At 46.3% G+C, this 21,935-nt stretch carries 24 protein-coding genes and 1 tRNA gene; 12 read left to right on the forward strand and 13 right to left on the reverse strand.

All coding sequences use genetic code 11. The features are described from left to right. Nucleotides 1-32: 32 nt before the first annotated feature. The gene (locus OH773_RS12905; protein ID WP_183271980.1) at nucleotides 33-308 is read right to left on the reverse strand and encodes a YeaC family protein; all 276 of its coding nucleotides are present in this window, start codon (nucleotides 306-308) and stop codon (nucleotides 33-35) included. A gap of 42 nt (nucleotides 309-350) precedes the next feature. Further along, nucleotides 351-764, reverse strand: a complete 414-nt coding sequence (msrB, locus tag OH773_RS12910; RefSeq protein ID WP_270139244.1) for a peptide-methionine (R)-S-oxide reductase MsrB — start codon at nucleotides 762-764, stop codon at nucleotides 351-353. Nucleotides 765-1,110: 346 nt separating this feature from the next. Here msrB and gapA point away from each other — a divergent pair, with 346 nt between their 5' ends. Beyond that, a complete protein-coding gene (gapA, locus tag OH773_RS12915; RefSeq protein WP_270139245.1) occupies nucleotides 1,111-2,106 on the forward strand; it encodes a glyceraldehyde-3-phosphate dehydrogenase in 996 nt (331 codons plus the stop codon). Between the two features lie 79 nt (nucleotides 2,107-2,185). Beyond that, entirely contained in the window at nucleotides 2,186-3,073 is an 888-nt protein-coding gene (locus tag OH773_RS12920; protein WP_270139246.1) for a D-hexose-6-phosphate mutarotase, read from the forward strand. 52 nt (nucleotides 3,074-3,125) lie between these two features. Here the strand turns inward: OH773_RS12920 and OH773_RS12925 are convergent, their stop codons facing one another. After that, on the reverse strand, nucleotides 3,126-4,085 hold the full coding sequence (locus tag OH773_RS12925; protein ID WP_270139247.1) for a bifunctional helix-turn-helix transcriptional regulator/GNAT family N-acetyltransferase: 960 nt from the start codon (nucleotides 4,083-4,085) through the stop codon (nucleotides 3,126-3,128). 290 nt (nucleotides 4,086-4,375) lie between these two features. Beyond that, nucleotides 4,376-5,125 carry a MipA/OmpV family protein gene (locus OH773_RS12930; RefSeq protein WP_270139248.1) on the reverse strand — a complete coding sequence of 250 codons (750 nt, stop codon included), beginning with the start codon at nucleotides 5,123-5,125 and terminating at the stop codon, nucleotides 4,376-4,378. Between the two features lie 484 nt (nucleotides 5,126-5,609). Between OH773_RS12930 and yeaG the strand changes: the two genes are divergently transcribed. Together yeaG and OH773_RS12940 are read left to right on the forward strand one after the other, a co-directional pair. Then, nucleotides 5,610-7,544 (forward strand): protein kinase YeaG, encoded by a 1,935-nt coding sequence (yeaG, locus tag OH773_RS12935; RefSeq protein WP_183271792.1) that lies wholly within the window; start codon nucleotides 5,610-5,612, stop codon nucleotides 7,542-7,544. Between the two features lie 70 nt (nucleotides 7,545-7,614). Continuing rightward, nucleotides 7,615-8,898 carry a YeaH/YhbH family protein gene (locus OH773_RS12940; RefSeq protein WP_183271793.1) on the forward strand — a complete coding sequence of 428 codons (1,284 nt, stop codon included), beginning with the start codon at nucleotides 7,615-7,617 and terminating at the stop codon, nucleotides 8,896-8,898. 73 nt (nucleotides 8,899-8,971) lie between these two features. Here the strand turns inward: OH773_RS12940 and OH773_RS12945 are convergent, their stop codons facing one another. Continuing rightward, complete coding sequence (locus OH773_RS12945) at nucleotides 8,972-9,328, reverse strand: D-Ala-D-Ala carboxypeptidase family metallohydrolase (RefSeq protein WP_333482168.1); 357 nt, start codon at nucleotides 9,326-9,328, stop codon at nucleotides 8,972-8,974. 311 nt (nucleotides 9,329-9,639) lie between these two features. On the opposite strand from OH773_RS12945, the gene OH773_RS12950 reads away from it, so the two are divergent. After that, the gene (locus OH773_RS12950; protein ID WP_270145858.1) at nucleotides 9,640-10,086 is read left to right on the forward strand and encodes a DUF441 domain-containing protein; all 447 of its coding nucleotides are present in this window, start codon (nucleotides 9,640-9,642) and stop codon (nucleotides 10,084-10,086) included. Nucleotides 10,087-10,091: 5 nt separating this feature from the next. On the opposite strand, the gene OH773_RS12955 is transcribed toward OH773_RS12950, so the two are convergent. Beyond that, nucleotides 10,092-10,880 (reverse strand): AraC family transcriptional regulator, encoded by a 789-nt coding sequence (locus tag OH773_RS12955; RefSeq protein ID WP_270139249.1) that lies wholly within the window; start codon nucleotides 10,878-10,880, stop codon nucleotides 10,092-10,094. A gap of 97 nt (nucleotides 10,881-10,977) precedes the next feature. Between OH773_RS12955 and OH773_RS12960 the strand changes: the two genes are divergently transcribed. Continuing rightward, nucleotides 10,978-12,183, forward strand: coding sequence for a CynX/NimT family MFS transporter (locus tag OH773_RS12960; RefSeq protein WP_270139250.1), 1,206 nt, complete (start codon nucleotides 10,978-10,980; stop codon nucleotides 12,181-12,183). Here OH773_RS12960 and OH773_RS12965 read toward each other — a convergent pair whose 3' ends face one another. The 4 genes from OH773_RS12965 to cspE all read right to left on the reverse strand — a co-directional run bounded on the left by OH773_RS12965 (nucleotide 12,184) and on the right by cspE (nucleotide 14,163). Further along, entirely contained in the window at nucleotides 12,184-12,891 is a 708-nt protein-coding gene (locus OH773_RS12965; RefSeq protein ID WP_270139251.1) for a CTP synthase C-terminal region-related (seleno)protein, read from the reverse strand. Nucleotides 12,892-13,050: 159 nt separating this feature from the next. Beyond that, on the reverse strand, nucleotides 13,051-13,356 hold the full coding sequence (locus OH773_RS12970) for a hypothetical protein (protein ID WP_183271851.1): 306 nt from the start codon (nucleotides 13,354-13,356) through the stop codon (nucleotides 13,051-13,053). A gap of 159 nt (nucleotides 13,357-13,515) precedes the next feature. Next, on the reverse strand, nucleotides 13,516-13,674 hold the full coding sequence (locus tag OH773_RS12975) for a YqaE/Pmp3 family membrane protein (RefSeq protein WP_006687217.1): 159 nt from the start codon (nucleotides 13,672-13,674) through the stop codon (nucleotides 13,516-13,518). A 279-nt stretch (nucleotides 13,675-13,953) separates the two neighbouring features. Continuing rightward, the gene (gene cspE / locus OH773_RS12980; protein WP_183271852.1) at nucleotides 13,954-14,163 is read right to left on the reverse strand and encodes a transcription antiterminator/RNA stability regulator CspE; all 210 of its coding nucleotides are present in this window, start codon (nucleotides 14,161-14,163) and stop codon (nucleotides 13,954-13,956) included. Nucleotides 14,164-14,532: 369 nt separating this feature from the next. Between cspE and OH773_RS12985 the strand changes: the two genes are divergently transcribed. Together OH773_RS12985 and OH773_RS12990 are read left to right on the forward strand one after the other, a co-directional pair. Then, nucleotides 14,533-15,975, forward strand: a complete 1,443-nt coding sequence (locus OH773_RS12985; RefSeq protein ID WP_270139252.1) for a lytic transglycosylase F — start codon at nucleotides 14,533-14,535, stop codon at nucleotides 15,973-15,975. Between the two features lie 105 nt (nucleotides 15,976-16,080). After that, nucleotides 16,081-16,323 carry a DinI family protein gene (locus tag OH773_RS12990; protein WP_270139253.1) on the forward strand — a complete coding sequence of 81 codons (243 nt, stop codon included), beginning with the start codon at nucleotides 16,081-16,083 and terminating at the stop codon, nucleotides 16,321-16,323. A gap of 288 nt (nucleotides 16,324-16,611) precedes the next feature. Here the strand turns inward: OH773_RS12990 and OH773_RS12995 are convergent. Beyond that, nucleotides 16,612-16,687: transfer RNA gene (locus OH773_RS12995), tRNA-Thr, on the reverse strand. Nucleotides 16,688-17,009: 322 nt separating this feature from the next. Between OH773_RS12995 and OH773_RS13000 the strand changes: the two genes are divergently transcribed. The 3 genes from OH773_RS13000 (at nucleotide 17,010) to OH773_RS13010 (ending at nucleotide 19,176) form a co-directional block, all read left to right on the forward strand. After that, nucleotides 17,010-17,378 (forward strand): hypothetical protein, encoded by a 369-nt coding sequence (locus tag OH773_RS13000; protein WP_270139254.1) that lies wholly within the window; start codon nucleotides 17,010-17,012, stop codon nucleotides 17,376-17,378. A 455-nt stretch (nucleotides 17,379-17,833) separates the two neighbouring features. Beyond that, nucleotides 17,834-18,538 (forward strand): oligogalacturonate-specific porin KdgM family protein, encoded by a 705-nt coding sequence (locus OH773_RS13005; protein ID WP_183271854.1) that lies wholly within the window; start codon nucleotides 17,834-17,836, stop codon nucleotides 18,536-18,538. 188 nt (nucleotides 18,539-18,726) lie between these two features. Beyond that, the gene (locus OH773_RS13010) at nucleotides 18,727-19,176 is read left to right on the forward strand and encodes a hypothetical protein (RefSeq protein WP_270139255.1); all 450 of its coding nucleotides are present in this window, start codon (nucleotides 18,727-18,729) and stop codon (nucleotides 19,174-19,176) included. A gap of 233 nt (nucleotides 19,177-19,409) precedes the next feature. Here the strand turns inward: OH773_RS13010 and OH773_RS13015 are convergent, their stop codons facing one another. After that, nucleotides 19,410-19,586, reverse strand: a complete 177-nt coding sequence (locus tag OH773_RS13015; protein WP_183271856.1) for a hypothetical protein — start codon at nucleotides 19,584-19,586, stop codon at nucleotides 19,410-19,412. A gap of 228 nt (nucleotides 19,587-19,814) precedes the next feature. Then, on the reverse strand, nucleotides 19,815-20,057 hold the full coding sequence (locus tag OH773_RS13020; RefSeq protein WP_183271857.1) for a hypothetical protein: 243 nt from the start codon (nucleotides 20,055-20,057) through the stop codon (nucleotides 19,815-19,817). A 509-nt stretch (nucleotides 20,058-20,566) separates the two neighbouring features. Between OH773_RS13020 and OH773_RS13025 the strand changes: the two genes are divergently transcribed. After that, nucleotides 20,567-21,904 (forward strand): carbohydrate porin, encoded by a 1,338-nt coding sequence (locus tag OH773_RS13025; protein WP_270139256.1) that lies wholly within the window; start codon nucleotides 20,567-20,569, stop codon nucleotides 21,902-21,904. The last annotated feature ends 31 nt before the right edge of the window (nucleotides 21,905-21,935 follow it).

Raw genomic sequence — 21,935 nt, forward strand, 5'->3', positions numbered from 1 at the left:
TGGGTGGCACGACACCACCCAGCTTTTCAAATTTACAGCTTCACCGTCACAATCGGTGCGGGCGTAATGCCGAAGTCTGCTTTGAGCTGTTGTTTACTCTTCATCACCATCTGACCATTCGTGTCAATCGTCATGTGCTGAGCATCAGTGTTGTGACGCGCCTGCCACATCATCACCAATTGCAGACTGTTCTCTTTTTGATCGGGAGTCAGTGCTACACCGTCAGGCCATTTCCCCAGCTCAACGGCAGTCGCCAGACGCTGATAAACTTCCGGTGTCATTGTGTCTAACATTTCATCCAGGTTCATCATTGGACAAGTTCCTGTGGAATAATTTGCTGAATCGATTTTTCAGCCTTCGATCTGCTCACCGTTTTTATCATCGGTGAAGTTTAACGATGCTGAGTTTACGCAGTAGCGCTCGCCTGTAGGTTGCGGACCATCCGGGAAAACGTGTCCCAAATGCGCTTCACAGTGACTACAACGGATTTCAATGCGTTCCATGCCGTGCGAGAAGTCCTTGATGTAGCGGATAGCATTATCACTCACCGGTTCATAGAAGCTAGGCCAGCCGCAACCGGAGTCAAACTTCGACTCTGACATAAACAGCGGTGCATCGCAGACCAGGCAGTGATAAACACCTTCACGCTTGTTATGCAGCAGACGGCCGGAAAACGGAGGCTCGGTGCCATGTTTCTGAGTGACGTAAAACTGCATCTCAGAAAGGTTTTTTTTAGATAAATCAGGAGGTAATTGGTTAGCCATATACGTACATCTCGGGCAGTGGGTACTGTAACTAATAACAGCATGATTCTAACAAAAAATTAACAACGTCGTGCGGTTTTTTGTTCTAAACTTAGCCCTGAATTTCTGGCTCAGCGCCAATTGTGATCGCTGTCACATTCTTGTTGGAATTGATCTTTAAAATTCCTCGCATCGTCCCCATTTGGATAAAGAGCCAAAAGGGAAGCGCGAGGCGGTTCAGTCGTTCAAATGATGTCCACAGGATTGATTTGTCGCAATGATTGACACGATTCCGCTTGACGCTGAGTAAGGTTTTTGTAATTTTACAGGCAACCTTTTATTCACTAACAAATAGCTGGTGGAATATATGACTATCAAAGTAGGTATCAACGGTTTTGGCCGTATCGGCCGTATTGTTTTCCGTGCTGCTCAGGAACGTTCTGACATCGAGATCGTTGCAATCAACGACCTGTTAGACGCTGAATACATGGCTTACATGCTGAAGTACGACTCAACTCACGGTCGTTTTAACGGCACTGTAGAAGTCAAAGACGGCCACCTGGTTGTTAACGGCAAAACTATCCGTGTTACCGCAGAACGTGATCCAGCAAACCTGAAGTGGAACGAAGTCAACGTTGACGTAGTTGCTGAAGCAACTGGTCTATTCCTGACTGACGAAACTGCTCGTAAGCACATCACTGCTGGCGCTAAAAAGGTTGTTCTGACTGGTCCTTCTAAAGACAGCACTCCTATGTTCGTTAAAGGTGCTAACTTCGAGAAATATGCTGGCCAGGATATCGTTTCTAACGCATCTTGCACCACTAACTGCCTGGCTCCACTGGCTAAAGTTATCAACGACAACTTCGGTATCGTTGAAGGCCTGATGACCACTGTTCACGCAACTACCGCTACTCAGAAAACTGTTGATGGCCCGTCTCACAAAGACTGGCGCGGCGGCCGCGGCGCAGCTCAGAACATCATCCCTTCTTCTACCGGTGCTGCTAAAGCTGTAGGCGTTGTACTGCCAGAGCTGAACGGTAAAATCACTGGTATGGCGTTCCGCGTTCCAACTCCAAACGTGTCTGTTGTTGACCTGACCGTTCGTCTGGAAAAAGCTGCGTCTTACGAAGAAATCAAGAAAGCAATCAAAGCGGCTGCTGAAGGCCCAATGAAAGGCGTTCTGGGTTATACCGAAGACGACGTTGTATCTACTGATTTCAACGGCGAAGTTTGCACTTCTGTGTTCGATGCTAAAGCTGGTATCGCACTGAACGACAAATTTGTGAAACTGGTTTCCTGGTACGACAACGAAACTGGCTACTCAAACAAAGTACTGGACCTGATTGCTCACATCTCCAAATAAGTTGAGATGAGCGATTAAATCCTGAGAGGCGACCCATGCGGTCGCCTTTTTTTTCGCCTTTGATCGATAGGTTGAACAAATGATTAATAAAATTTTTGCCCTTCCGGTTATTGAACAAATTACCCCTTCCCTATCTCGTCGCCAGATTGACGAGCTGGAAGTTATCGTGGTTGACCATCCGCAAGTTCGTGCTTCCGTCACTTTGCAAGGCGCGCACCTGTTGTCCTGGAAACCAGCCGGTGAAGAAGAAGTGCTTTGGCTAAGTAACAATACGCCATTCCAGAACGGTAAAGCGATTCGTGGCGGCGTACCTATCTGTTGGCCATGGTTTGGCCCGGCAGCTCAGCAAGACCTGCCAGCGCATGGTTTCGCACGTAACCTGCCATGGACTCTGAGTGCGCACAATGAAGATGAAAACGGCGTCTCTTTGACCTTCGAATTACAGAGCAGCGATGCGACTCGTAAATTCTGGCCACATGACTTTACCCTGTATGCACGTTACAAGCTGGGTAAGACCTGTGATATGGAACTGGAAGCACACGGCGAATTCGACGTTAACTCTGCACTGCACACCTACTTCAACGTGGGCGATATCGCCGCAGTGAAAGTCAGCGGGCTGGGCAACAAGTATATCGATAAAGTGTTGAATGCTACTGAAGGCCAATTGACCGACGGCGTGCAGACCTTCCCGGATCGCACTGACCGCGTTTATCTGGAACCAGAAGAGTGCAGCGTTATCCATGATGCGAGCCTGAATCGCACTATCGACGTCATCCATCACCATCACATCAATGTGGTTGGCTGGAACCCAGGCCCTGCACTTTCTGCTTCTATGGCAGATATGCCAGACGATGGTTACAAGACTTTTGTTTGTGTCGAGACTGCTTGCGCCAGCGCATCACAAAAAGCAACAGCGGATAAGCCTGCACGTTTAGCCGCGACACTGCGTGTAGCCCAAAAAGCGTAAACTAATTCTAAAGGCGTTTAGCGGCCCGGTGCCGAAAACGCCTTTTCCATGCTCAACACTCAGAGGTGTTTTTCTGTCTGGTGAACTGTTGTTCAGTCATCATCATTCCCCACTGGTCGCCCTGCCACTCTTTTAGCAGCTTAAAACCAAAGGATTCATACAGACGTCTGGCCGCATTCAGACCACTGAACGTCCAGAGTTGCACGGCAGCAAATTCGTGCGCGTCACTAAACGCCATAGCTTCGTTGAGCAGCTTTCTGCCCACTCCCGTTCCACGGCAATTATCGTCAAGAATAAACCAGCGCAAATGGGCTTCATTATTTCCCAAATCCTGACCATCTATCGCGACAGAGCCAACAATCCTGCCATGGCTAACAGCCAACCAGATTTGATTGCACGGTTCATCCAGACGACCAGCAAATTCAGCCAGTCCACTTGCCACTTTCCCCTCAAAGAAATGGCCAAAGTTATGATGCTTCGCGTAATACGTACCGTGCATTTCGGCAATGCGTCCAATCATTCCTGGCATATAACCTGTGATAATTTCGATCGTTTCTGACGACGAAGGCATGTCGACATCCCGACAGTTTTCTAACGCGCGAGCATATGCAGACAACCCATGAGCTACTGTCTTCTGTTGTGCGGCATCCAGATTTTCTAACGCTTTTATGACACGCATCGAACCGTATTCATTTATCTTCTTGACCGTATCTGCTCCTTTATCCGTCAGCTTGAGCAGTTTGACGCGCGCGTCATGGCGGGCCTGGACCTCTTGTAACTCACCTGCGGCAAGTAATCGGGTCAGCATCCGGCTGACGCTGGACTTTTCCAGCCCCAAGATTTGCACTAATTGTGCCGCGGTCAACGCGCCATTGTTCTCAATCTCCAACAAACTATGCACTGCTGAAGGAGAATAGTTTGTTGCGGCAAGTGTGGTGTTCATAAATCCAAGCTCACGGACCATAAGTCGGGAAGCCGCTCGGATTTCTTCAATTAACTGGATTTGGGACATGTGTAATCTGCATGCGCTAAACAATGGTTGTACAATACAACCATTATCATCGGGAGATTGTCAACGTTTACCCTATTGACGGTCAACTTAGGCAGAGAATAAAAAAACACCATGTTGGTGCAAATGCACCGGATATGCGCACTATTTTGGAGCAACAACAGAAAGGCAATCTGACAGGATGAGAGCGGATTTAGCAGGAAGGGTATCTGATTATTTTTAAGAAAAGTGTCGATACAAGTCGACATCAAAACGGGGCGATTATGCCCCGTTGAAGTGCACTGAATGCACCATCAGAAACTGTAGGTGATACCTGTCATCAAAATACCCGTCCACTCTTTATCAATCATCGGGCTATCAGTGACTTCATTGGCCAGGTGAACATAGCGCCCCATACCGAAGACATTCCAGCTGTCTGTCAGCTTATAGTTAACAGACAACTCAACGTACGGCGACCAGCTACTTTCAGGATCATAGGAATCTAAACCACTGCGCTGTGATTCGCTCTTACTGATGCCATAGTAATATTGGTTTTGGTTCTCGCTGCTCCACGTGATTCCAATGCCAGGGGTCATTGTCAATCGATCGCTATTGTAGCGATACAACCATGCGGTATCCCAGGTTACGCCGTTGCTATTGCCCAGTGTGTCACCCGCCAGCACGGTACGCAGGAAACCATACTGCGTGTTATGCACGTAGGAAAGCCCCGCCATCAGAGTCGCATGGCGATTTTCTAACTGGCGCATACTCTTTGAGTCACTGTCTTTCGCACGGAAAAAGATCGGTGAAAAGTAGGTAATAATGGAAAGCTTGTCAGCCTGGTCATTCCACAGGTAGTAACCTGCGGTTAACCCGCGCAGATAAACACTCTCCCCTTCGTAACCTATCATCGGAACAGGGTACAAACGGTCTTGCTCGCCTTTGTACATGTTAGGTGTCACCAGAGCTGCTGCCCCTAACGACCAGGGACCCTCCGTAGCCTGTGCTACAGAAAAAGTTGAAGCAATGAGTCCCCCCAATGCAATAATTTTGAAATTGCTCACAATCCATTAAATCCTTTAATCAAATAATTAGCCAAGAGAGTGTAACCCTCTTGCTTTCTTAGCCAAAATTTTTTACCACTTTGAAACATCAGAGCAACCAAACAACATCTCGCGAACAGATTTCATCTTCTTTTCAGTTTTATGAATCACATGTGATACCAACCACTTCCCTTTACAACAAAAGGAGATTTATTTGGATGAGTTATTGATATGTCATTGAAATTGGCTTGTGGCCGTATGCAAGTTTTGCAAATGCCATCTACGCTTTATTTTAGGAAGATGAAATACGCTGAACGCGGCAATGAAAATGCCACGATACCCTAAGACATTCGAGTGGTAGTCAACGCGCTTAAGACTTGAATGATGAGGGGTAAGAGAAGTTGGCATAAGGGTTGCTCGAGATTCAGGAGACGTCTTCCGGGAGCCTCCATTACTCATACGAACGGCTCTCTAACCTGTGCTAAATACGAAAGGACGGCATGCCATGAATATATTCGATCACTATCGCCAGCGTTATGAAGCTGCCAAGGACGAAGAGTTCACACTGCAGGAGTTTCTTGCAATCTGTAAGCAAGATCGCAGTGCCTATGCCAATGCGGCAGAACGGCTATTGATGGCCATTGGTGAGCCAGTGATGGTGGATACTGCCACAGAGCCACGGCTGTCCCGTCTCTTTTCGAATCGGGTGATTTCCCGTTACCCGGCATTTGAAGAGTTCTATGGCATGGAAGAAGCCATCGAACAAATTGTTGCCTATCTTAAACATGCGGCTCAAGGCCTGGAAGAGAAGAAACAGATTCTCTATTTATTGGGGCCTGTAGGTGGCGGTAAATCATCACTCGCTGAACGTCTGAAGGCGTTAATGCAGCGTGTGCCCATTTACACTCTGAGTGCTAACGGCGAACGCAGCCCGGTGAATGACCACCCGCTGTGTCTGTTTAATCCACAAGAAGATGCTTCTATTCTTGAAAAAGAGTACGGCGTCCCTACCCGCTATCTCGGCACGATTATGTCGCCATGGGCGGCAAAACGTCTGCATGAGTTTGGCGGCGACATCACCAAATTCCGTGTAGTGAAAGTCTGGCCGTCAATTCTGGCGCAGATTGCGATTGCCAAAACTGAACCGGGTGATGAGAACAACCAGGATATCTCGGCACTGGTCGGTAAAGTGGATATTCGTAAACTGGAAAACCACGCGCAAAACGACCCGGATGCTTACGGCTATTCCGGCGCACTGTGCCGGTCAAACCAAGGCATCATGGAATTCGTTGAGATGTTCAAAGCGCCAATTAAAGTGCTCCACCCGTTGCTGACCGCAACCCAGGAGGGGAACTATAACGGCACCGAAGGCATTTCCGCCCTGCCATTTAATGGCATTATCCTTGCGCACTCAAACGAATCTGAGTGGGTGACGTTCCGTAACAACAAGAACAACGAAGCATTCCTTGACCGTGTTTACATTGTCAAAGTGCCTTATTGCCTGCGGATCTCCGAAGAGATCAAAATCTACCAAAAACTGCTCACGCACAGTGAATTGTTACATGCTCCATGCGCCCCGGGCACCCTGGAAACGCTTTCGCGCTTCTCGATCCTGTCGCGTTTGAAAGAGCCGGAAAACTCCAGCATTTACTCCAAAATGCGGGTGTACGATGGCGAAAGTCTGAAAGATACCGATCCGAAAGCGAAATCCTACCAGGAGTACCGAGATTACGCTGGCGTGGACGAAGGCATGAACGGGTTGTCGACACGTTTCGCGTTTAAAATCCTCTCTCGCGTGTTCAACTTTGATCACGCAGAAGTGGCCGCAAACCCGGTCCATTTGTTCTATGTTCTGGAACAGCAGATAGAGCGCGAGCAGTTCCCGCAGGAGCTTGCAGAGAAGTATCTTGAGCACCTGAAAGGCTATCTGATCCCGAAATACGCTGAATTTATCGGTAAAGAGATTCAGACGGCGTACCTCGAATCTTACTCAGAGTACGGGCAAAACATTTTCGACCGTTATGTTACCTACGCTGACTTCTGGATTCAGGATCAGGAATACCGTGACCCGGATACCGGCCAGCTGTTTGACCGTGAATCCCTGAATGCAGAACTGGAAAAAATTGAAAAACCGGCAGGTATCAGCAACCCGAAAGATTTCCGTAACGAAATCGTCAACTTCGTGCTGCGTGCCCGCGCCCACAACAATGGTCGTAATCCTAACTGGACGAGTTACGAGAAGCTGCGCACGGTCATCGAGAAGAAAATGTTCTCAAACACCGAGGAGCTGCTGCCTGTTATTTCGTTCAATGCCAAAACTTCTACAGACGAGCAGAAAAAACACGATGACTTTGTCGATCGTATGATGGAGAAAGGCTATACCCGCAAACAAGTTCGCCTGCTGTGCGAATGGTATCTACGGGTACGTAAATCTTCATAACGGCTGAGTCAAAGATGGGGCCACGCATTGTGGCCCCCCTGCGCAGTTGGCAAAGAAGTTTGGGGGAATTATGGCCTATTTTATTGACAGGCGACTGAACGGCAAAAATAAAAGTGCGGTGAATCGCCAGCGCTTTTTGCGTCGTTATAAAGCACAGATTAAACAGTCGATTTCCGAGGCCATCAACAAGCGTTCGGTTACCGACGTGGATAGCGGTGAATCGGTTTCGATCCCAAGTGAAGATATCAGCGAACCGATGTTTCATCAGGGCCGTGGCGGTCTGCGCCATCGTGTACACCCGGGTAACGATCACTTCGTGCAGAATGACCGTATTGAACGTCCGCAGGGGAGTGGCGGGGGCTCCGGTGCTGGCCAGGGTCAGGCAAGCCAGGACGGCGAAGGCCAGGATGAGTTCGTCTTTCAAATATCAAAAGACGAATATCTCGACTTATTGTTTGAAGATCTGGCCTTGCCGAATCTGAAGAAGAATCAGCATCGCCAAATTACTGAATTTAAATCTCACCGTGCGGGTTATACCTCGAATGGCGTGCCCGCCAACATCAGCGTTGTTCGTTCGTTACAAAATTCACTGGCCCGTCGCACCGCGATGACCGCGGGTAAACGCCGTCAGTTACATGAACTGGAAGACAGTCTTGAAATGGTGAGCAACAGCGAACCTGCGCAGTTGCTTGAAGAAGAACGCTTGCGCAAAGAGATTGCTGAACTGCGCGAGAAAATTGCCCGCGTACCGTTTATCGACACCTTCGATTTACGCTACAAAAATTACGAAAAACGTCCTGAGCCTTCAAGCCAGGCGGTGATGTTCTGCTTGATGGACGTCTCCGGCTCGATGGACCAGGCCACCAAAGACATGGCTAAACGCTTTTATATTCTGCTCTATCTGTTCCTGAGCCGGACCTATAAAAACGTGGAAGTGGTGTATATCCGCCACCACACACAGGCCAAGGAAGTCGATGAGCACGAGTTCTTTTACTCGCAGGAAACGGGGGGTACGATTGTTTCAAGCGCCCTGAAACTGATGGATGAAGTCGTTAAAGAGCGCTACGACCCGGCATTATGGAATATTTATGCCGCGCAGGCTTCTGATGGTGATAACTGGGCAGATGATTCACCGTTATGTCATGAATTGCTGTCGAAAAAATTGCTGCCGATGGTGCGTTACTATAGTTATATCGAAATTACGCGCCGCGCCCACCAGACTTTGTGGCGTGAATATGAGGATTTACAATCAACGTTTGAAAACTTCGCCATGCAGCATATTCGCGACCAGGATGATATCTATCCGGTGTTCCGCGAATTGTTCCAGAAGCAGTCCAGTAGCTCTTACAATTAATAAATAAAATCAGCCAGTTAATATACATGCTGGCTGATTTTATTCCTTCCCAATGGCTAATTCGACGCGTAATTTACTCTCGCCAACGAGCAACCGATAAACGCATATCAATATGTGTCCAGGATTCGCTTCGCCCTATTCCATATTTTTGCGGGTACGTCGCTTCAAGATAATTAGCGACGTCATCGGGGGACGTATTTTCCACCGTTATATCCGCCGCCGTTCCTAATAAATGCTGACTTGCGTATTCACCACCGCAGGCTTTGTTATGTTGCGTGCAACTACATCCCCGTCGTATCAAGACAGGTTGTTGAAAATACTCGAATACCGCTTCGAGAAGAGCCACTAATTCAATGCTGACATCAGCAAAACCGCACCCGCACGGGCAACAAAAATCATGTCGATAGAAATGAGGAGATATGGCTTTCACATTAAAATTTCGCTACTGGTAAGAAGAACGCATTGATGTGTAAATATGCGCATTCAGAATGGAAGAAGTAAAAAGTCCAATTCAGCGGCGTCAGAGTACGAGTGAATACCCTTAGTGTTCAAATAGTTTTTATAGATCAATACCCGCCTTATTGATCGTCAAAAACGATGCAACTTTCTCATCATTGCTATGCATCTGCACAAAACATTCGCTATCTGTTTAAAAAGGCTTAAGAAATAACTCGGCGGCACGTAAAATAAAAATTAACAATAAAAAAGCCTTCCCGCCATTTTTCGCAAGGAACAACGATGATCGTCGACTCGACACTTTTAATCCTGCTGGCACTCGCCGCGCTAGGATTTGTCAGCCATAACACTACCGTTGCGGTATCCATTCTGGTTCTTATCATTGTCCGGGTGACTCCATTGAGCCATTTTTTCCCCTGGATTGAAAAACAGGGGCTGTCGGTGGGGATAATCATTTTGACGATCGGTGTGATGGCTCCGATTGCCAGCGGCACCTTGCCTGCAAGTACCCTGTTGCATTCTTTTACCCATTGGAAATCACTGGTTGCGATTGCAGTCGGCGTGTTTGTCTCATGGCTCGGTGGGCGCGGCGTAACGCTAATGAGCAGCCAACCGAGCTTAGTGGCTGGCCTGTTGGTTGGAACGGTTTTAGGTGTGGCATTATTCCGTGGTGTGCCTGTTGGGCCACTTATCGCTGCGGGGCTGGTATCACTTATTATCGGAAAGCAGTGAATCAGCTACCTGAGTTCCAGCGATGCCAGATAGCGTCCAGGTGTGTTTCCCAGCGCCTTTTTAAACATCGTTATAAACGCATTGGTCGAATCATACCCGAGTTCGCCAGCAACCTTTTGTACCGATGAACCGCCAATCAGCAACTGAAGTGCCACGATCAGTTGTAACTGTTGTCGCCACCGCCGAAAACTGAGCCCTGTTTCTTTCACCACCAGGCGCGCAAGATTTCGCTCACTCATCGCCAGCTGTGAAGCCCATTGCTCCAGAGTCTGGCGTTGCTGTGGATCTGACACCAGGCGTTCAGCAATAAAACGGATTTTAGGGTGCCGCGACATGGGCAGATGTAGCTGTTCCACGGCCTGGCGTGGCAATTCATCGAATAAAACCCTTACCAATCTTTGCGTCTCCGGCTGTGCTAAACCAGACTCGTCTTGCTGGGTCAAATGCAGGATCAATTCACGCACCAACGGGGTGATCCGTAATGTGCAGCATTGTGCCGGCATCTCAACAACACCCGGTTCAATAAACAGAAAGCACAGCCGGGCGTTTGCGGTTGCGCGATTGCTGTGTGGCATTTCACCGGGGATCCAGACCGCATGTTGCGTGGGCACCATCCACATCGCCTGCTCAACTTCACAGGTAATCCCGCCATGTAACGCCAAAATCAGCTGGCCTTTGCGGTGATGATGGAAGGCAATTTCGTTCTCACTTTCTGACACCAGGATCCTGAACGCCTGAGCAGGCTGACGGTTGCTATCAGGGTCGAATCCTTCGAGGGCTAATCCGCGCTCCATAATCTTGTCCGGTTTTAGGGATAAACTGGCATTTTACGTTGATTTCTTCCATTCCTAAAACGTGTATCTTGAGCGCATCGTTTTTCGGGGTGTATGTATGTCATCGATTTCGGCTTTAAATGTGAAAAAACACGGCTTGTTATTACTTGGCATCTTAATGATTGCCACCACGCTGCGCGTGACGTTTACCGGTGCAGCTCCCTTGCTGGAGATGATTCGCGAATCATTCAGCCTGACAACGGCACAAACAGGCGTGCTCACTACTCTCCCACTTTTGGCCTTCGCGATAGTTTCTCCACTGGCGGCAGGGATTGCTCGTCGGTTCGGTATCGAACGGTGTTTGTTTGCTGCCCTACTGATTATCTGCGCGGGGATTGCACTACGCTCAATGGGAAATACGGCACTGCTTTATATTGGCACCGCGATTATTGGCTGCGGAATTGCAATAGGGAACGTGCTTTTACCCGGCCTGATTAAGCGTGATTTTCCAGGCCAGGTCGCACGATTGACCGGTGCGTATTCGTTGACGATGGGTGTCGCAGCCGCTATCGGCTCAATGATGGTGGTCCCTCTATCTCAACAGGGCTACGGTTGGCCAGGAGCGCTGATGGCTCTGATGATTTTCCCTGTTGTAGCCTTGTTGGTTTGGCTGCCGCAATTGTCTAATCACAGCATATCAACCTTAAGCAACAGTAATGCCTTACATAGCCGGGGAATATGGACATCCGCGCTGGCATGGCAAGTGACTCTGTTTTTGGGGATCAACTCGCTCATTTACTATGTGGTGATTGGCTGGCTGCCTTCGATACTGATAAGTCATGGTTACAGTGAAGCGCAAGCAGGTTCATTGCACGGCCTGATGCAATTAGCTACCGCCGCCCCCGGCTTATTTATCGGGATGATTTTAAGTCGGCTGAAAGACCATCGCGGTATCGCTATTGTCATGGCCTTGCTGTGTGGAGTGAGTGCTGTCGGGTTACTTATGGTACCGAGCCTCGCCAGTGTGTGGGTTGTGATATTTGGTTTTGGCTCTGGTGCGACGATGATTCTCGGTCTGACATTTATCGGCCTACGCGCCAACAGTGCGCATCAAGCCGCTGCGTTGTCCGGTATGGCGCAATGTATGGGCTATTTGTTGGCGGCTTTTGGCCCACCGTTAATGGGCAAAGTGCATGACCTCTCTGGCCAGTGGAGCCTGCCATTATTAGGATGTGCAGTACTGGCGTGCGTGATGGCAGTATTCGGCGGATTTGCCGGGCGTGATGCAGAGATCAGCCCAGCGCGCCCTGCCCACTCTTCCTGATTAAAGCAGCGCCGCTTTAAGAAATGCTTCAACGAGCGGCGCAGGCTTATCCTTTAATGCGTTACGTTCATGCTGGAAAAGTGTTCCGACAAAAAAGGGATGCCCGCGAAGCTCGACCACGCGGATTTCACCGTGATTATCCCATCCGGTGGGCTGTAATTGAGATGACGCCAGGTGGGCAGTAAAAAAATCGGCTATCCCGTAATTGCAGTGGTAACCCTCTTCAATTTGTGACCGCCCATAAGCCTCAGCAATCAATGACCCCGCCTTAAGTTCGATGGCATCGGATTTTTCCACCAGCGAACAACTCAATGGCCCAATCACCAGTCGCCCATCACGACTCGTTTCGGCATGACCGGCATCATGCCAATCCAGCACATTGCGCGCATATTCAATAATGGCGTGCTGGAAACCACCACATGTACCAAGAAACGGAATTTGGTTCTCGCGGGCATAACGAATTGCCAGTAAAGCACCGTCTTCATTTTGATAGGGACTGGCCGGAACGCACCAAATGGCATCATAACCCACCAGATCTTCAGGACTTGTCACTTCAGGAGTGGGCAACCAATCATAGTCAACGGTGACGTCAACATATTCAGCTGCATTATCTAAAGCCAGAGGAATCGCCTGATGCGCGATAACCGTAGAGTTGTAGTCACCGACCAGCGCAACGCGAAGAGTTTCTTTCAAAGGTAAGGGAGACATTTGTTTGATTATCCTTATGTTTAACAACATCGACTACATAAGGAATGATAGATTATGCCACTGCAATCTGCCTTGCAACGCCCAAAATTAGCAGGGTGACTGGCATTAAAACGGCTCAAAATTCAGGATGGAACCTGGTGCTAATGGCCGTTTAGTCGGCTAGTGAACAGCCTGCTCTTGTTCAATCTCTGGCAATAACGTCTTATCGAGTGGCATCAGATATTCAGCACGAACAAAGGTGTAACCTTCGCGTCCATCGAAAGCCACAACATTACCCGTAACTAACCACAGCGAATGATTCGCATCATGAGGAAGTTGCGTCACCACACCAGTGACTGGATTAACAAAACTTTCGCCCGGTTCGCACAGGCCAAAAAGCTCGACCGATTTACCGATATTCACACGCCCGGCGGCAGTACGGGAACCAATAATCACTGCAAGCATTCCCGGTTTCAACTGATACATAAAATGACTCTATAGCTCATTAAATAATTGGCAGTATCAGAACATTCTTAGGTGTAAAAGTAAACAGGGAGTCGTTGGATGCTGCCCCACGCTTCCTTACGAGCGACCTTTTCAGCCACTCGCTGCGTCAGTTGCAAATCAATAATCAGTTTTATTTTATTAATCGCGGGTTTGCACCCAGAAGGCGTGGATTAATCCAGGAATATAACCCAACAGGGTGAGGACAATATTCAGAATAAATGCCCAACCGAATCCCTTACCTAACAAAACACCAAGCGGGGGTAAAATAATAGTAAAAACAATACGCCAAAAACCCATAAAAAAACTCCAGTTATTAATTTGATATACCTTCAAAAAAGTATATTCCGCTACCAGCATAGTCTACTCTGCGTAAACCAACTGAAGGTACATCGTTAATTAATGTAAAGAATGAAGATAACCATATAAATATAATGGGATTGCAGATAAGGATAGCGGAGGGATTTGAGGGATTTTAGATAAAAAAAAACCCGCACATGGCGGGTTTATTCACTTTGACTACCGGCTCGGGTTATTCACCGTCTTCGCATGCGTCAGTCGCAGTATGCGTTAGCTGTCTTACAGAGCAACAACGTTAGTTGCTGATGGACCTTTAGCGCCGTTCTCGATAGAGAACTCAACTTTCTGGCCTTCGTCCAGAGTTTTGAAATCATTGCTCTGAATGGCAGAGAAGTGAACGAACACATCTTTGCTACCATTGTCAGGAGTAATGAAGCCGAAACCTTTTTCTGGGTTGAACCATTTTACTAAACCAGTCATTTTAGACATAGATACTTCCTCAATATTTTATAGCCATTTAATATGGCGAACGTGGTCTGTATTGCAGAACGTTTCTTATTTAGGCACTTAGGAGGAGACTCACGAAGAAGGGTATCTGATGACTTGATAGCGCTTGAACTGAGGACTGCTTTACTAAAACTGCTTTCATAAGGTCTGTCTTCCAAACCGATGACGCATTAACGCACGCCAGCCCGCTGGAAGCAAGAATTATTTTCAATTAATAATTTTCTCATTTAGAGAGGGAAACATTCCCCTCCACGCACCCCAACCACCAAATCTGCGCATTTTGTAACCAAAACAGGTTTGCGCGAGCTATAGTTAAAAGGTCCGCAGCTAAATTGTTTAGATGGTGTGAACATGGCGCGCCTGGTGCTACTACTTCTCTTGATCACTTCACTTTTGCCGATGACGAACGCAGCCACCGATGAGCAGCATTTGAAATTTGATACCAAAATCAATGTTGTTTATGGTGACTATGATGTGATGAAGGAAAGGCGGATCATTCGAGTTTTGATTCCTTACAGTAAGACATTTTACTTTATTGATAACAGTGGGACTCAGAGAGGCATCATGTTGGAGTTGATGCAACAGTTTGATAAACAGATCAATAAAGGTCTTAAGCCCTCACAAAAAACACACCTTCTCTTTGTACCCACAGCCCGTGACCAACTTATTCCGCAACTTATCGCAGGACGTGGTGATCTCATCGCCGCTAATTTGACGATTACCCCTGAACGCGAAAAATTGGTCGATTTCAGTGAACCATTGGCAAAAAATATCCATGAAGTGCTTGTCGCCAGTAACAAAGCGCCCGAACTCAAAAGTGTCGATTCCCTTTCGGGACAGTCTCTGTTTGTGAATCCTTCGACCAGCTACATTTCAAGCATTGAGATACTGAATAAAAACCTGGCGGAGAAAAAACTGCCACCCGCAGTGGTTATCAAAGCACCGGGCAATTTCGAGCAGGAAGACATCCTGGAAATGGTGAACGCCAACCTTGCCGATTACACAGTGGTTGACCGTTACCTTGCCATCTTATGGAAGCAGATTTATCCAAACCTGGTTGTTTATGAAAACATTACCCTGCGTGATGACGGCTCTATCGCCTTCGCAATGCGTAAAAACTCTCCTCTTCTAAAAGCCCAATTGGATAAATTTACTGCCACGCATAAAATTGGCACGTCATTCGGCAACCAACAGGTTTATAAGTATTTACGCAATACTAAATGGGTGAAAAATGCGCGTTCGGAAAAAGATATAGAGAAGTTTAATCAGGTTACAGAAATTTTCCGCAAGTACGGTCAGCAATACAACATCGACTGGCTCATGATGGTGGCTCAAGGTTATCAAGAGTCCCGGCTTGACCAAAAAGTACGTAGCAAAAGTGGCGCGATTGGTGTCATGCAAGTGCTGCCTACAACCGGTAAAGAGTTAAACGTCGGGGATATCAGGCTGATAGACCCTAACATTAATGCTGGCGTGAAATATATCCGTTTCATGTGCGACCGTTATTTTGCTGACGAAAAAATGACAGATTTAAACAAACTGCTTTTCACCTTCGCCTCTTATAATGCTGGCCCTGCCAAAATAGCCCGATTACGCAAAGAAGCTGTGACACAAGGCTATGATCCTAATGTCTGGTTTAATAATGTTGAACGTATTGCACAACTGAGAATAGGTAATGAAACCGTGCAATATGTGAGCAATATCTTCAAGTATTACGTGGCTTATCAACTCATCATAGAGCAGGCGAAATCACGTAAGACAGAGACCCCACTTATCGCCGAAAAATCGGAATAGACTGCGCAATTATCTTACCTTGAGCTCTATTTTCCGGAACTCTGCTTGCCTTGAATGTAGAGATTCATTACTGTATATAAACACAGCCTTAATAGGGAAGTATTCATGTTCGTAGAATTGGTTTACGACAAACGAAATGTGGCGGGTCTTCCCGGCGCAAACGAAAAGATTCTTGCAGAATTAACTCGACGAGTTCACGTCATCTTCCCTGATGCGGAAGTCAGGGTGAAACCTATGCAGGCCAATGCAGTAAACAGCGACTGCACCAAGAATGAAAAAGAGAAAATCAACCGTCTGGTTGAAGAGATGTTCGACGAAGCAGACTTCTGGTTGGTTTGTGAAGAATAAATGTCAGCCGACGTAGTGTTGAAAAACGAGATTATCCACGGCATGTCTCCTGCTATGATCTTCTCAACGAAACGTCAGGTGTCTTTTTAACAGGTTGAGAAGTCATGAGAAAAACAACGGTAATATTGATTGTCGTGGCCATTGTGGTTTGGTTTGCAAGCCATCAGGGATGGATCTAACCCACAGTCATTGAGGAAGCGCTTTAGCATTTAGCCTTCCTCTTATCCACGTCACGTTTGCTAAAGTACAGACGAAAAAAAACCACCTGAAAGGTGGTTTCTTTAAAAATGGTGCCGACTACCGGAATCGAACTGGTGACCTACTGATTACAAGTCAGTTGCTCTACCTACTGAGCTAAGTCGGCGTGGAGAACATCCTACACAAAGCAGATCCACGATGCAATTCCCCGTGAATCGTTCGCTTAAAAATTCAACTTATTGATATTAAATCAACCAGCCACGAATAAAAAATTACCGTTTTGCTCAAAATTTAACATGTGATAATTATCATCACGTCTCTTTAAACCCGAAAAGTTCTTAGGTTTTGGCCTAAACATGGCTTAACAACCTGGTGATAAAACCCGCATTCGCAAAAAAAACGTCTAAAAACCCTGAACGACCCAAGGTTATATGCAGCGATGATAAATGTTACCCTCGCATTACTATGCATAAAAATTGAGACGCTCTATGAAACTCATCCTCCTGATTAGCCTTTTAGGCTGCATTCATTCATCCGCTTTTGCTGCCACTGCGACCCAGCTTTCATGCCCAATGCGTGAACATGTCGTCATATCACGCTTTAACCATAACCTTTCGACAATGAAATGGGACGATCACTTTTTGATTGCTTCAGGCGTAAAGAAAACAAAAACGGAGAATGGCGTCCCCTTCCGCGTTATCAGCTACCAAAATGGCGATAACCTTGTTTTCTTCCCTGAAAAACAACAGTACTTCTTGTTTTATTCAGGAAACCCAAAACCAGACCGGTGCATAATACAAAGCACAAGCACTTATCAGATAACCCAATTGCCACGCTACGAAAAACCAGATGCGTAGGCCAAAAGCGACTGTCTGGTTATGTTGCGTTATTGCCTGCAATAAATGCGGTAGTCATCCCCGTTTATTTAATTTCCACCTATATGGAACATCTGTGTATGAAGTATTTTCGAATGAAAGTATTAAAATAAACAGTTAAACATATATACCTCAGTTCAGCCTGGCACGTTCGGGCTGCACAAGTGGCACCTCCCCCCATGCTTACCCTCTACCTCTGCCAGACCTCATAATTGACACATATATTTTAGACAATACAATTACAGTTTATTAACATCACCACTTCCGGTTATTAAATATTGTAAAAAAACACAATTATTATTTTATTTAATAATAAACAAAACAATTGAAACATGATTTCATTTTCTTGATCGGGTTATCTCTTTCTTGAGGCGAAATTAATTAGCATCGTTACCAGTCCGATGACTGATTTTTTAATTCACAACAGGGAAAGACAAATGAAATGTTTGTTTAAAATTAGCGCTCTTGCAACATTATTGGTTTCAGTTTCGTCTGGTGCGGTTACACTTGACTATCGTCATGAATTCAAACCTGAAAGTGGCACCAACGCTGACAGAATTAAGATTGGCCATACTACCGAAGATGGATATTTTGCAAGCGTCGAAGGTAAAATTTCTGAGAAAACAGAAGTTGATAACGAAGGCTACAAAAACGGTATCGAGAAATACAGTGGCAACGGTAGCGAATTTGAGTTTGGTAAGAACTTCATTATCAATGACAAGCTAACACTTGCGCCAGCGATTAACCTTGATGTAGGTGATTCCTATATCGGTTACCGCGCACAGATTAAAGCCATCTACAATATTAACGATAACTGGATGACCACTCTGCGCTGGCGTCCAGGTATTGAGGTGAATGAAAACTCCAATGTTAAGGATAAAAACTACAACCAATTTAACTGGGAGTTTGGCTACGCGAATGATCAATTCTCGATAGTCGGCGATTTTGAATATCGCTTCACCAACTACGAAGATTATGAAGGTGAACACAATTACTGGCTGTATAACGTTGTGGCCAGTTATAATATTGATAAGCACTGGAAACCATATACTGAAATCGGTTATGTACCACGTTACAACGAAAACCATGAGAAAGATGAAATGGAAGTTCGTTACCGTTTAGGTATTAAGTACACGTTCTAAACCATGATATTAAAAACGGGAGCTTAAGGCTCCCGTTTTAAGTCCGCATGACTCGCAGTATTTATGTAATCATCCCGCCGAGCAGTAATCAACTGACAGATATCAACTTCCTCTTCCACTGTTCAAAGGCTTTGTGGCTTAATGCTTGCGCCTTTCAACACTGAATCCAATAAATCCAAAGAGGCTTTATGTTTAAGTATCCCGCTGCTGTCGCAATAGATGAAGAGACTGGTGAATACGAAATCAGCTTTCGTGACTTAGAAAATCTGCATTCAGTCGCATTTTCCGATGACGATATCGAACTGGAAGCGCAGGAGGCATTGACGGCCATGATTGGAGAGTTGATTGATACGCGTAAGCCTGTACCGCTCCCATCTCAAGCTGTGAAGGGCGAATTAGCTATTCACCTTCCGGTGCTGACATGCCTGAAGGCTTCGCTACACAATGCAATGATTAACACCGGCACACGTAAGGCTGACCTTGCAAGGATGTTGAACCAACATGGCCCACAGATTGATCGCCTGTTAGATGTCCGCTATGCATCGAAAGTAGAGACCCTGGAACAAGCTTTATATTTATTAGGTTACGAGGTATCCGTATCCGTTTCGATGCTTGTCAATAAGCAGTCTGGTCATTGAGGGCTTGTCGCAAATAGTGGAAAAGAGAATCCGGCGCAGAGATGGCTTTCAGTAAACAGTATTTGTAAAAGCGAGTGATAGAGAAGTTGAAATAAGGTTACTGCTGATTTAGCACATTGGCCTGAGGATTTCTTCACGAAGATGGGCGGCAAATAAAGCCCCCTAAAAAATAACCCGACGATTAAGCCGGGTTTTTTCTGCACTAATCAGGAGTCACTCTTACCCCTTATCTATCAGTGCTTGATATCGCGTTTTTCCTGGCGACAATCGGCATTGCCAACAAGACCGTCACGACACTCTTGCTTAGCTTGACGTCCGTCCTGGCGCTCTTGCGCTTGCTCAGTTGCCAAAGCTGGTACCGCGGTCATTAGGGTGGAAGCAGCAAGCAACACTAATGCATATTTTTTCATGATAAATTCCTAAATGTGTTAAGCCCTGAAGTGACTAGCGCACCCGTATGGCGGGCACAAATAATACCCTTCAGTGGCTTAGCTCGTCGCGCAGGAAGAAATACAATTTTAAACTTATCTTTCCGCGCGACGTGTTGAAATCATTTTGGAATCATGAAATGCCCGGCCAGCAGATTCGCTTCAGTGCTATATCTGACTGGTGCGAGCTCTTACACCTCACAGTGCATCTCAATACTTGATATCGCGGGCTTTATCACGGCCTTCCTGCTTATTTTGACGGTGATCCTGGCGACAATCAGCATTGCCAACAAGACCATCGCGACACTCTTGCTTAATGTCACGCGACACCTGACGAGTGCCCTGTCTCACGTCACGGGCATCCTGACGTTGTCTTGACTGTTCAGTAGCCTGTGCAGGAATTGCCGCTATCAGGGTAGAAGCAGCCAGTAGTATCAATGCATATTTCTTCATAATAAGTCTCCACAATAGGCGAGTCGCGCCAGGATGGCGTGTCTAAATTATAGTCTTCACGAGTGCAACTTCTTAAATCAAAGTCGCTGTCTGGCTCAACCGATTGAAAATTCTTCGATTATCGCCTTGCTAACCGCTTAATGTCTCAAACGAATCAAAATACTCATTAAATACATGATGATTCAAATAATATTGTTTGCACACATTAATTGTGTCAGGGCATCATTTGCAGCGATGCAGCATTATTGGCCATCGTATATTGGCCATTTAACTTAACGCATTACCGAGATAAAAAACACACCCCATTAACTTTATATGGTTTATTTTTAAATAAAAAAACAGCACATGTCCTCTAGCTTATACAAGTTTTCAGACAATATAATGCAAAACTTATAAGGCTTATTTAATTAAACAATCAACACGTTAACTGGACATCAGTTAAACGTGTTTATTTTGTCTTTTATTTAACAAAACTGTGCACATATAATTTTAATTCAGGAAGAAATATAGTGAAAACAACTCTCTTACCCTTAGCTGTTTCCGTTACACTTGCACTACTCCCTACTACTGTATTCGCAACTGAAACTACAGCGGCAGCTTCTAAAACCATCGTTGCCGCTGATCCTTTAGCCGGTATTGATTTCTACGGATATTTCCGTGCTGGGGTTGCGGGTGGTGAAAACGGTTCGATGAAAGAAGCTGTCGGCGGCAGTTTTCAGAAAAATAAAGTAGGCCGTCTGGGTAATGAATTTGATACCTATGCAGAAATTGGCTTTGGAAAAGAGTTATATAACGCAGGTAATCAGTCTGTTTATATTCAGACCATGATTAACATGTATGATGGTGATTCCAACAGTAATAATGGAGATAATCCATTCGGTTGGGAAAACCTGAATATGCAATTCCGTAACTTCCTGGGATTAGAAGAAACATCATGGGTTGGTATCCGTCAATATAACAAATACAGTATTGATGCAAACGACTATGACTACTGGAACCACACTAACGTTGGTGGCGGGATAGAAAAAATGTCTCTGGGGCAAGGCAAACTTTCTGTTGCCGTGCTTCATCGCGATATTGAAGAAGATAACTCAATTGGGGCTGATGGCGAACTCGACAGCGTTGATGTTGATGATTTAGTCGATTCCAACCAATTGGAATTAATGTATGACAGCCAACCTCTGTGGAGTGGTGCAACCCTCGCCGTGGGTTATAAATACCTTGGTGCTGATGCCAGCGATGAGCAAATTCAGCATAACAACCACGATTATTCTGATGGCCAAACGGTTATGGCCGTCGTGAAGCAGCAGGTCCTCGATACCGGCACCAACAATACCGTCATTCAATATTATTCTGACGGTTCAGCCTTACAAGGGGTAACTTTCGGTGCTGCCGATACCCTGAACGGTACAGTGAAAAGCGGTAACGGTTGGGCATTACGCAACTACGGTGTCATCCCATTAGCAAAAGATTGGGATCTGAGCCACGCAATTAACTATGCAACAGCTAACGATGTTGAGCTGTGGAATGGAAACAAAGGGGAAGGCACAACAGTCTCCGCCAGCGCCAAAGTGACCTATCACTGGTCCGACTATACCCGCACCTACGTTGAACTGGGTTACTTCGATGATGAGAAAACTGTTGATGGGGCAAACTATGACCGCAGCGGTTCGAAATATACCATCGCTCAGGCTCTGACTTACGGTCGCGACAAACCTGAATTACGTCTGTATGCCAGCTATTTTGATAGCAGTTCAGATAACTGGGATAACTCAGGTAGCGCCTTCGAAAACGGCCATTCCAACGACACCTGGGCCGTTGGTCTGCAAGCTAACGTTTTCTGGTAATCACAGTATTTGAGTCGTGGGCAACAGATAA

It is taken from the genome of Buttiauxella sp. WJP83 (assembly GCF_027594725.1).
Lineage (GTDB): Bacteria > Pseudomonadota > Gammaproteobacteria > Enterobacterales > Enterobacteriaceae > Buttiauxella > Buttiauxella selenatireducens.

What these genes read in the sequence shown, in the direction of transcription:
- OH773_RS12920 (WP_270139246.1), top strand. Translation starts at nt 2,186, where the DNA reads ATGATTAATAAAATTTTTGCCCTTCCGGTTATTGAACAAATTACCCCT.
- OH773_RS13000 (WP_270139254.1), top strand. Translation starts at nt 17,010, where the DNA reads ATGAAACTCATCCTCCTGATTAGCCTTTTAGGCTGCATTCATTCATCC.
- cspE (WP_183271852.1), bottom strand. Translation starts at nt 14,163, where the DNA reads ATGTCTAAAATGACTGGTTTAGTAAAATGGTTCAACCCAGAAAAAGGT.
- OH773_RS13015 (WP_183271856.1), bottom strand. Translation starts at nt 19,586, where the DNA reads ATGAAAAAATATGCATTAGTGTTGCTTGCTGCTTCCACCCTAATGACC.
- OH773_RS12975 (WP_006687217.1), bottom strand. Translation starts at nt 13,674, where the DNA reads ATGGGTTTTTGGCGTATTGTTTTTACTATTATTTTACCCCCGCTTGGT.
- yeaG (WP_183271792.1), top strand. Translation starts at nt 5,610, where the DNA reads ATGAATATATTCGATCACTATCGCCAGCGTTATGAAGCTGCCAAGGAC.
- OH773_RS12985 (WP_270139252.1), top strand. Translation starts at nt 14,533, where the DNA reads ATGGCGCGCCTGGTGCTACTACTTCTCTTGATCACTTCACTTTTGCCG.
- OH773_RS12955 (WP_270139249.1), bottom strand. Translation starts at nt 10,880, where the DNA reads ATGGAGCGCGGATTAGCCCTCGAAGGATTCGACCCTGATAGCAACCGT.
- OH773_RS13005 (WP_183271854.1), top strand. Translation starts at nt 17,834, where the DNA reads ATGAAATGTTTGTTTAAAATTAGCGCTCTTGCAACATTATTGGTTTCA.
- OH773_RS12990 (WP_270139253.1), top strand. Translation starts at nt 16,081, where the DNA reads ATGTTCGTAGAATTGGTTTACGACAAACGAAATGTGGCGGGTCTTCCC.
- OH773_RS13020 (WP_183271857.1), bottom strand. Translation starts at nt 20,057, where the DNA reads ATGAAGAAATATGCATTGATACTACTGGCTGCTTCTACCCTGATAGCG.
- OH773_RS12970 (WP_183271851.1), bottom strand. Translation starts at nt 13,356, where the DNA reads ATGTATCAGTTGAAACCGGGAATGCTTGCAGTGATTATTGGTTCCCGT.
- msrB (WP_270139244.1), bottom strand. Translation starts at nt 764, where the DNA reads ATGGCTAACCAATTACCTCCTGATTTATCTAAAAAAAACCTTTCTGAG.
- OH773_RS12905 (WP_183271980.1), bottom strand. Translation starts at nt 308, where the DNA reads ATGAACCTGGATGAAATGTTAGACACAATGACACCGGAAGTTTATCAG.
- OH773_RS13010 (WP_270139255.1), top strand. Translation starts at nt 18,727, where the DNA reads ATGTTTAAGTATCCCGCTGCTGTCGCAATAGATGAAGAGACTGGTGAA.
- OH773_RS12960 (WP_270139250.1), top strand. Translation starts at nt 10,978, where the DNA reads ATGTCATCGATTTCGGCTTTAAATGTGAAAAAACACGGCTTGTTATTA.
- OH773_RS12940 (WP_183271793.1), top strand. Translation starts at nt 7,615, where the DNA reads ATGGCCTATTTTATTGACAGGCGACTGAACGGCAAAAATAAAAGTGCG.
- gapA (WP_270139245.1), top strand. Translation starts at nt 1,111, where the DNA reads ATGACTATCAAAGTAGGTATCAACGGTTTTGGCCGTATCGGCCGTATT.
- OH773_RS12965 (WP_270139251.1), bottom strand. Translation starts at nt 12,891, where the DNA reads ATGTCTCCCTTACCTTTGAAAGAAACTCTTCGCGTTGCGCTGGTCGGT.
- OH773_RS12925 (WP_270139247.1), bottom strand. Translation starts at nt 4,085, where the DNA reads ATGTCCCAAATCCAGTTAATTGAAGAAATCCGAGCGGCTTCCCGACTT.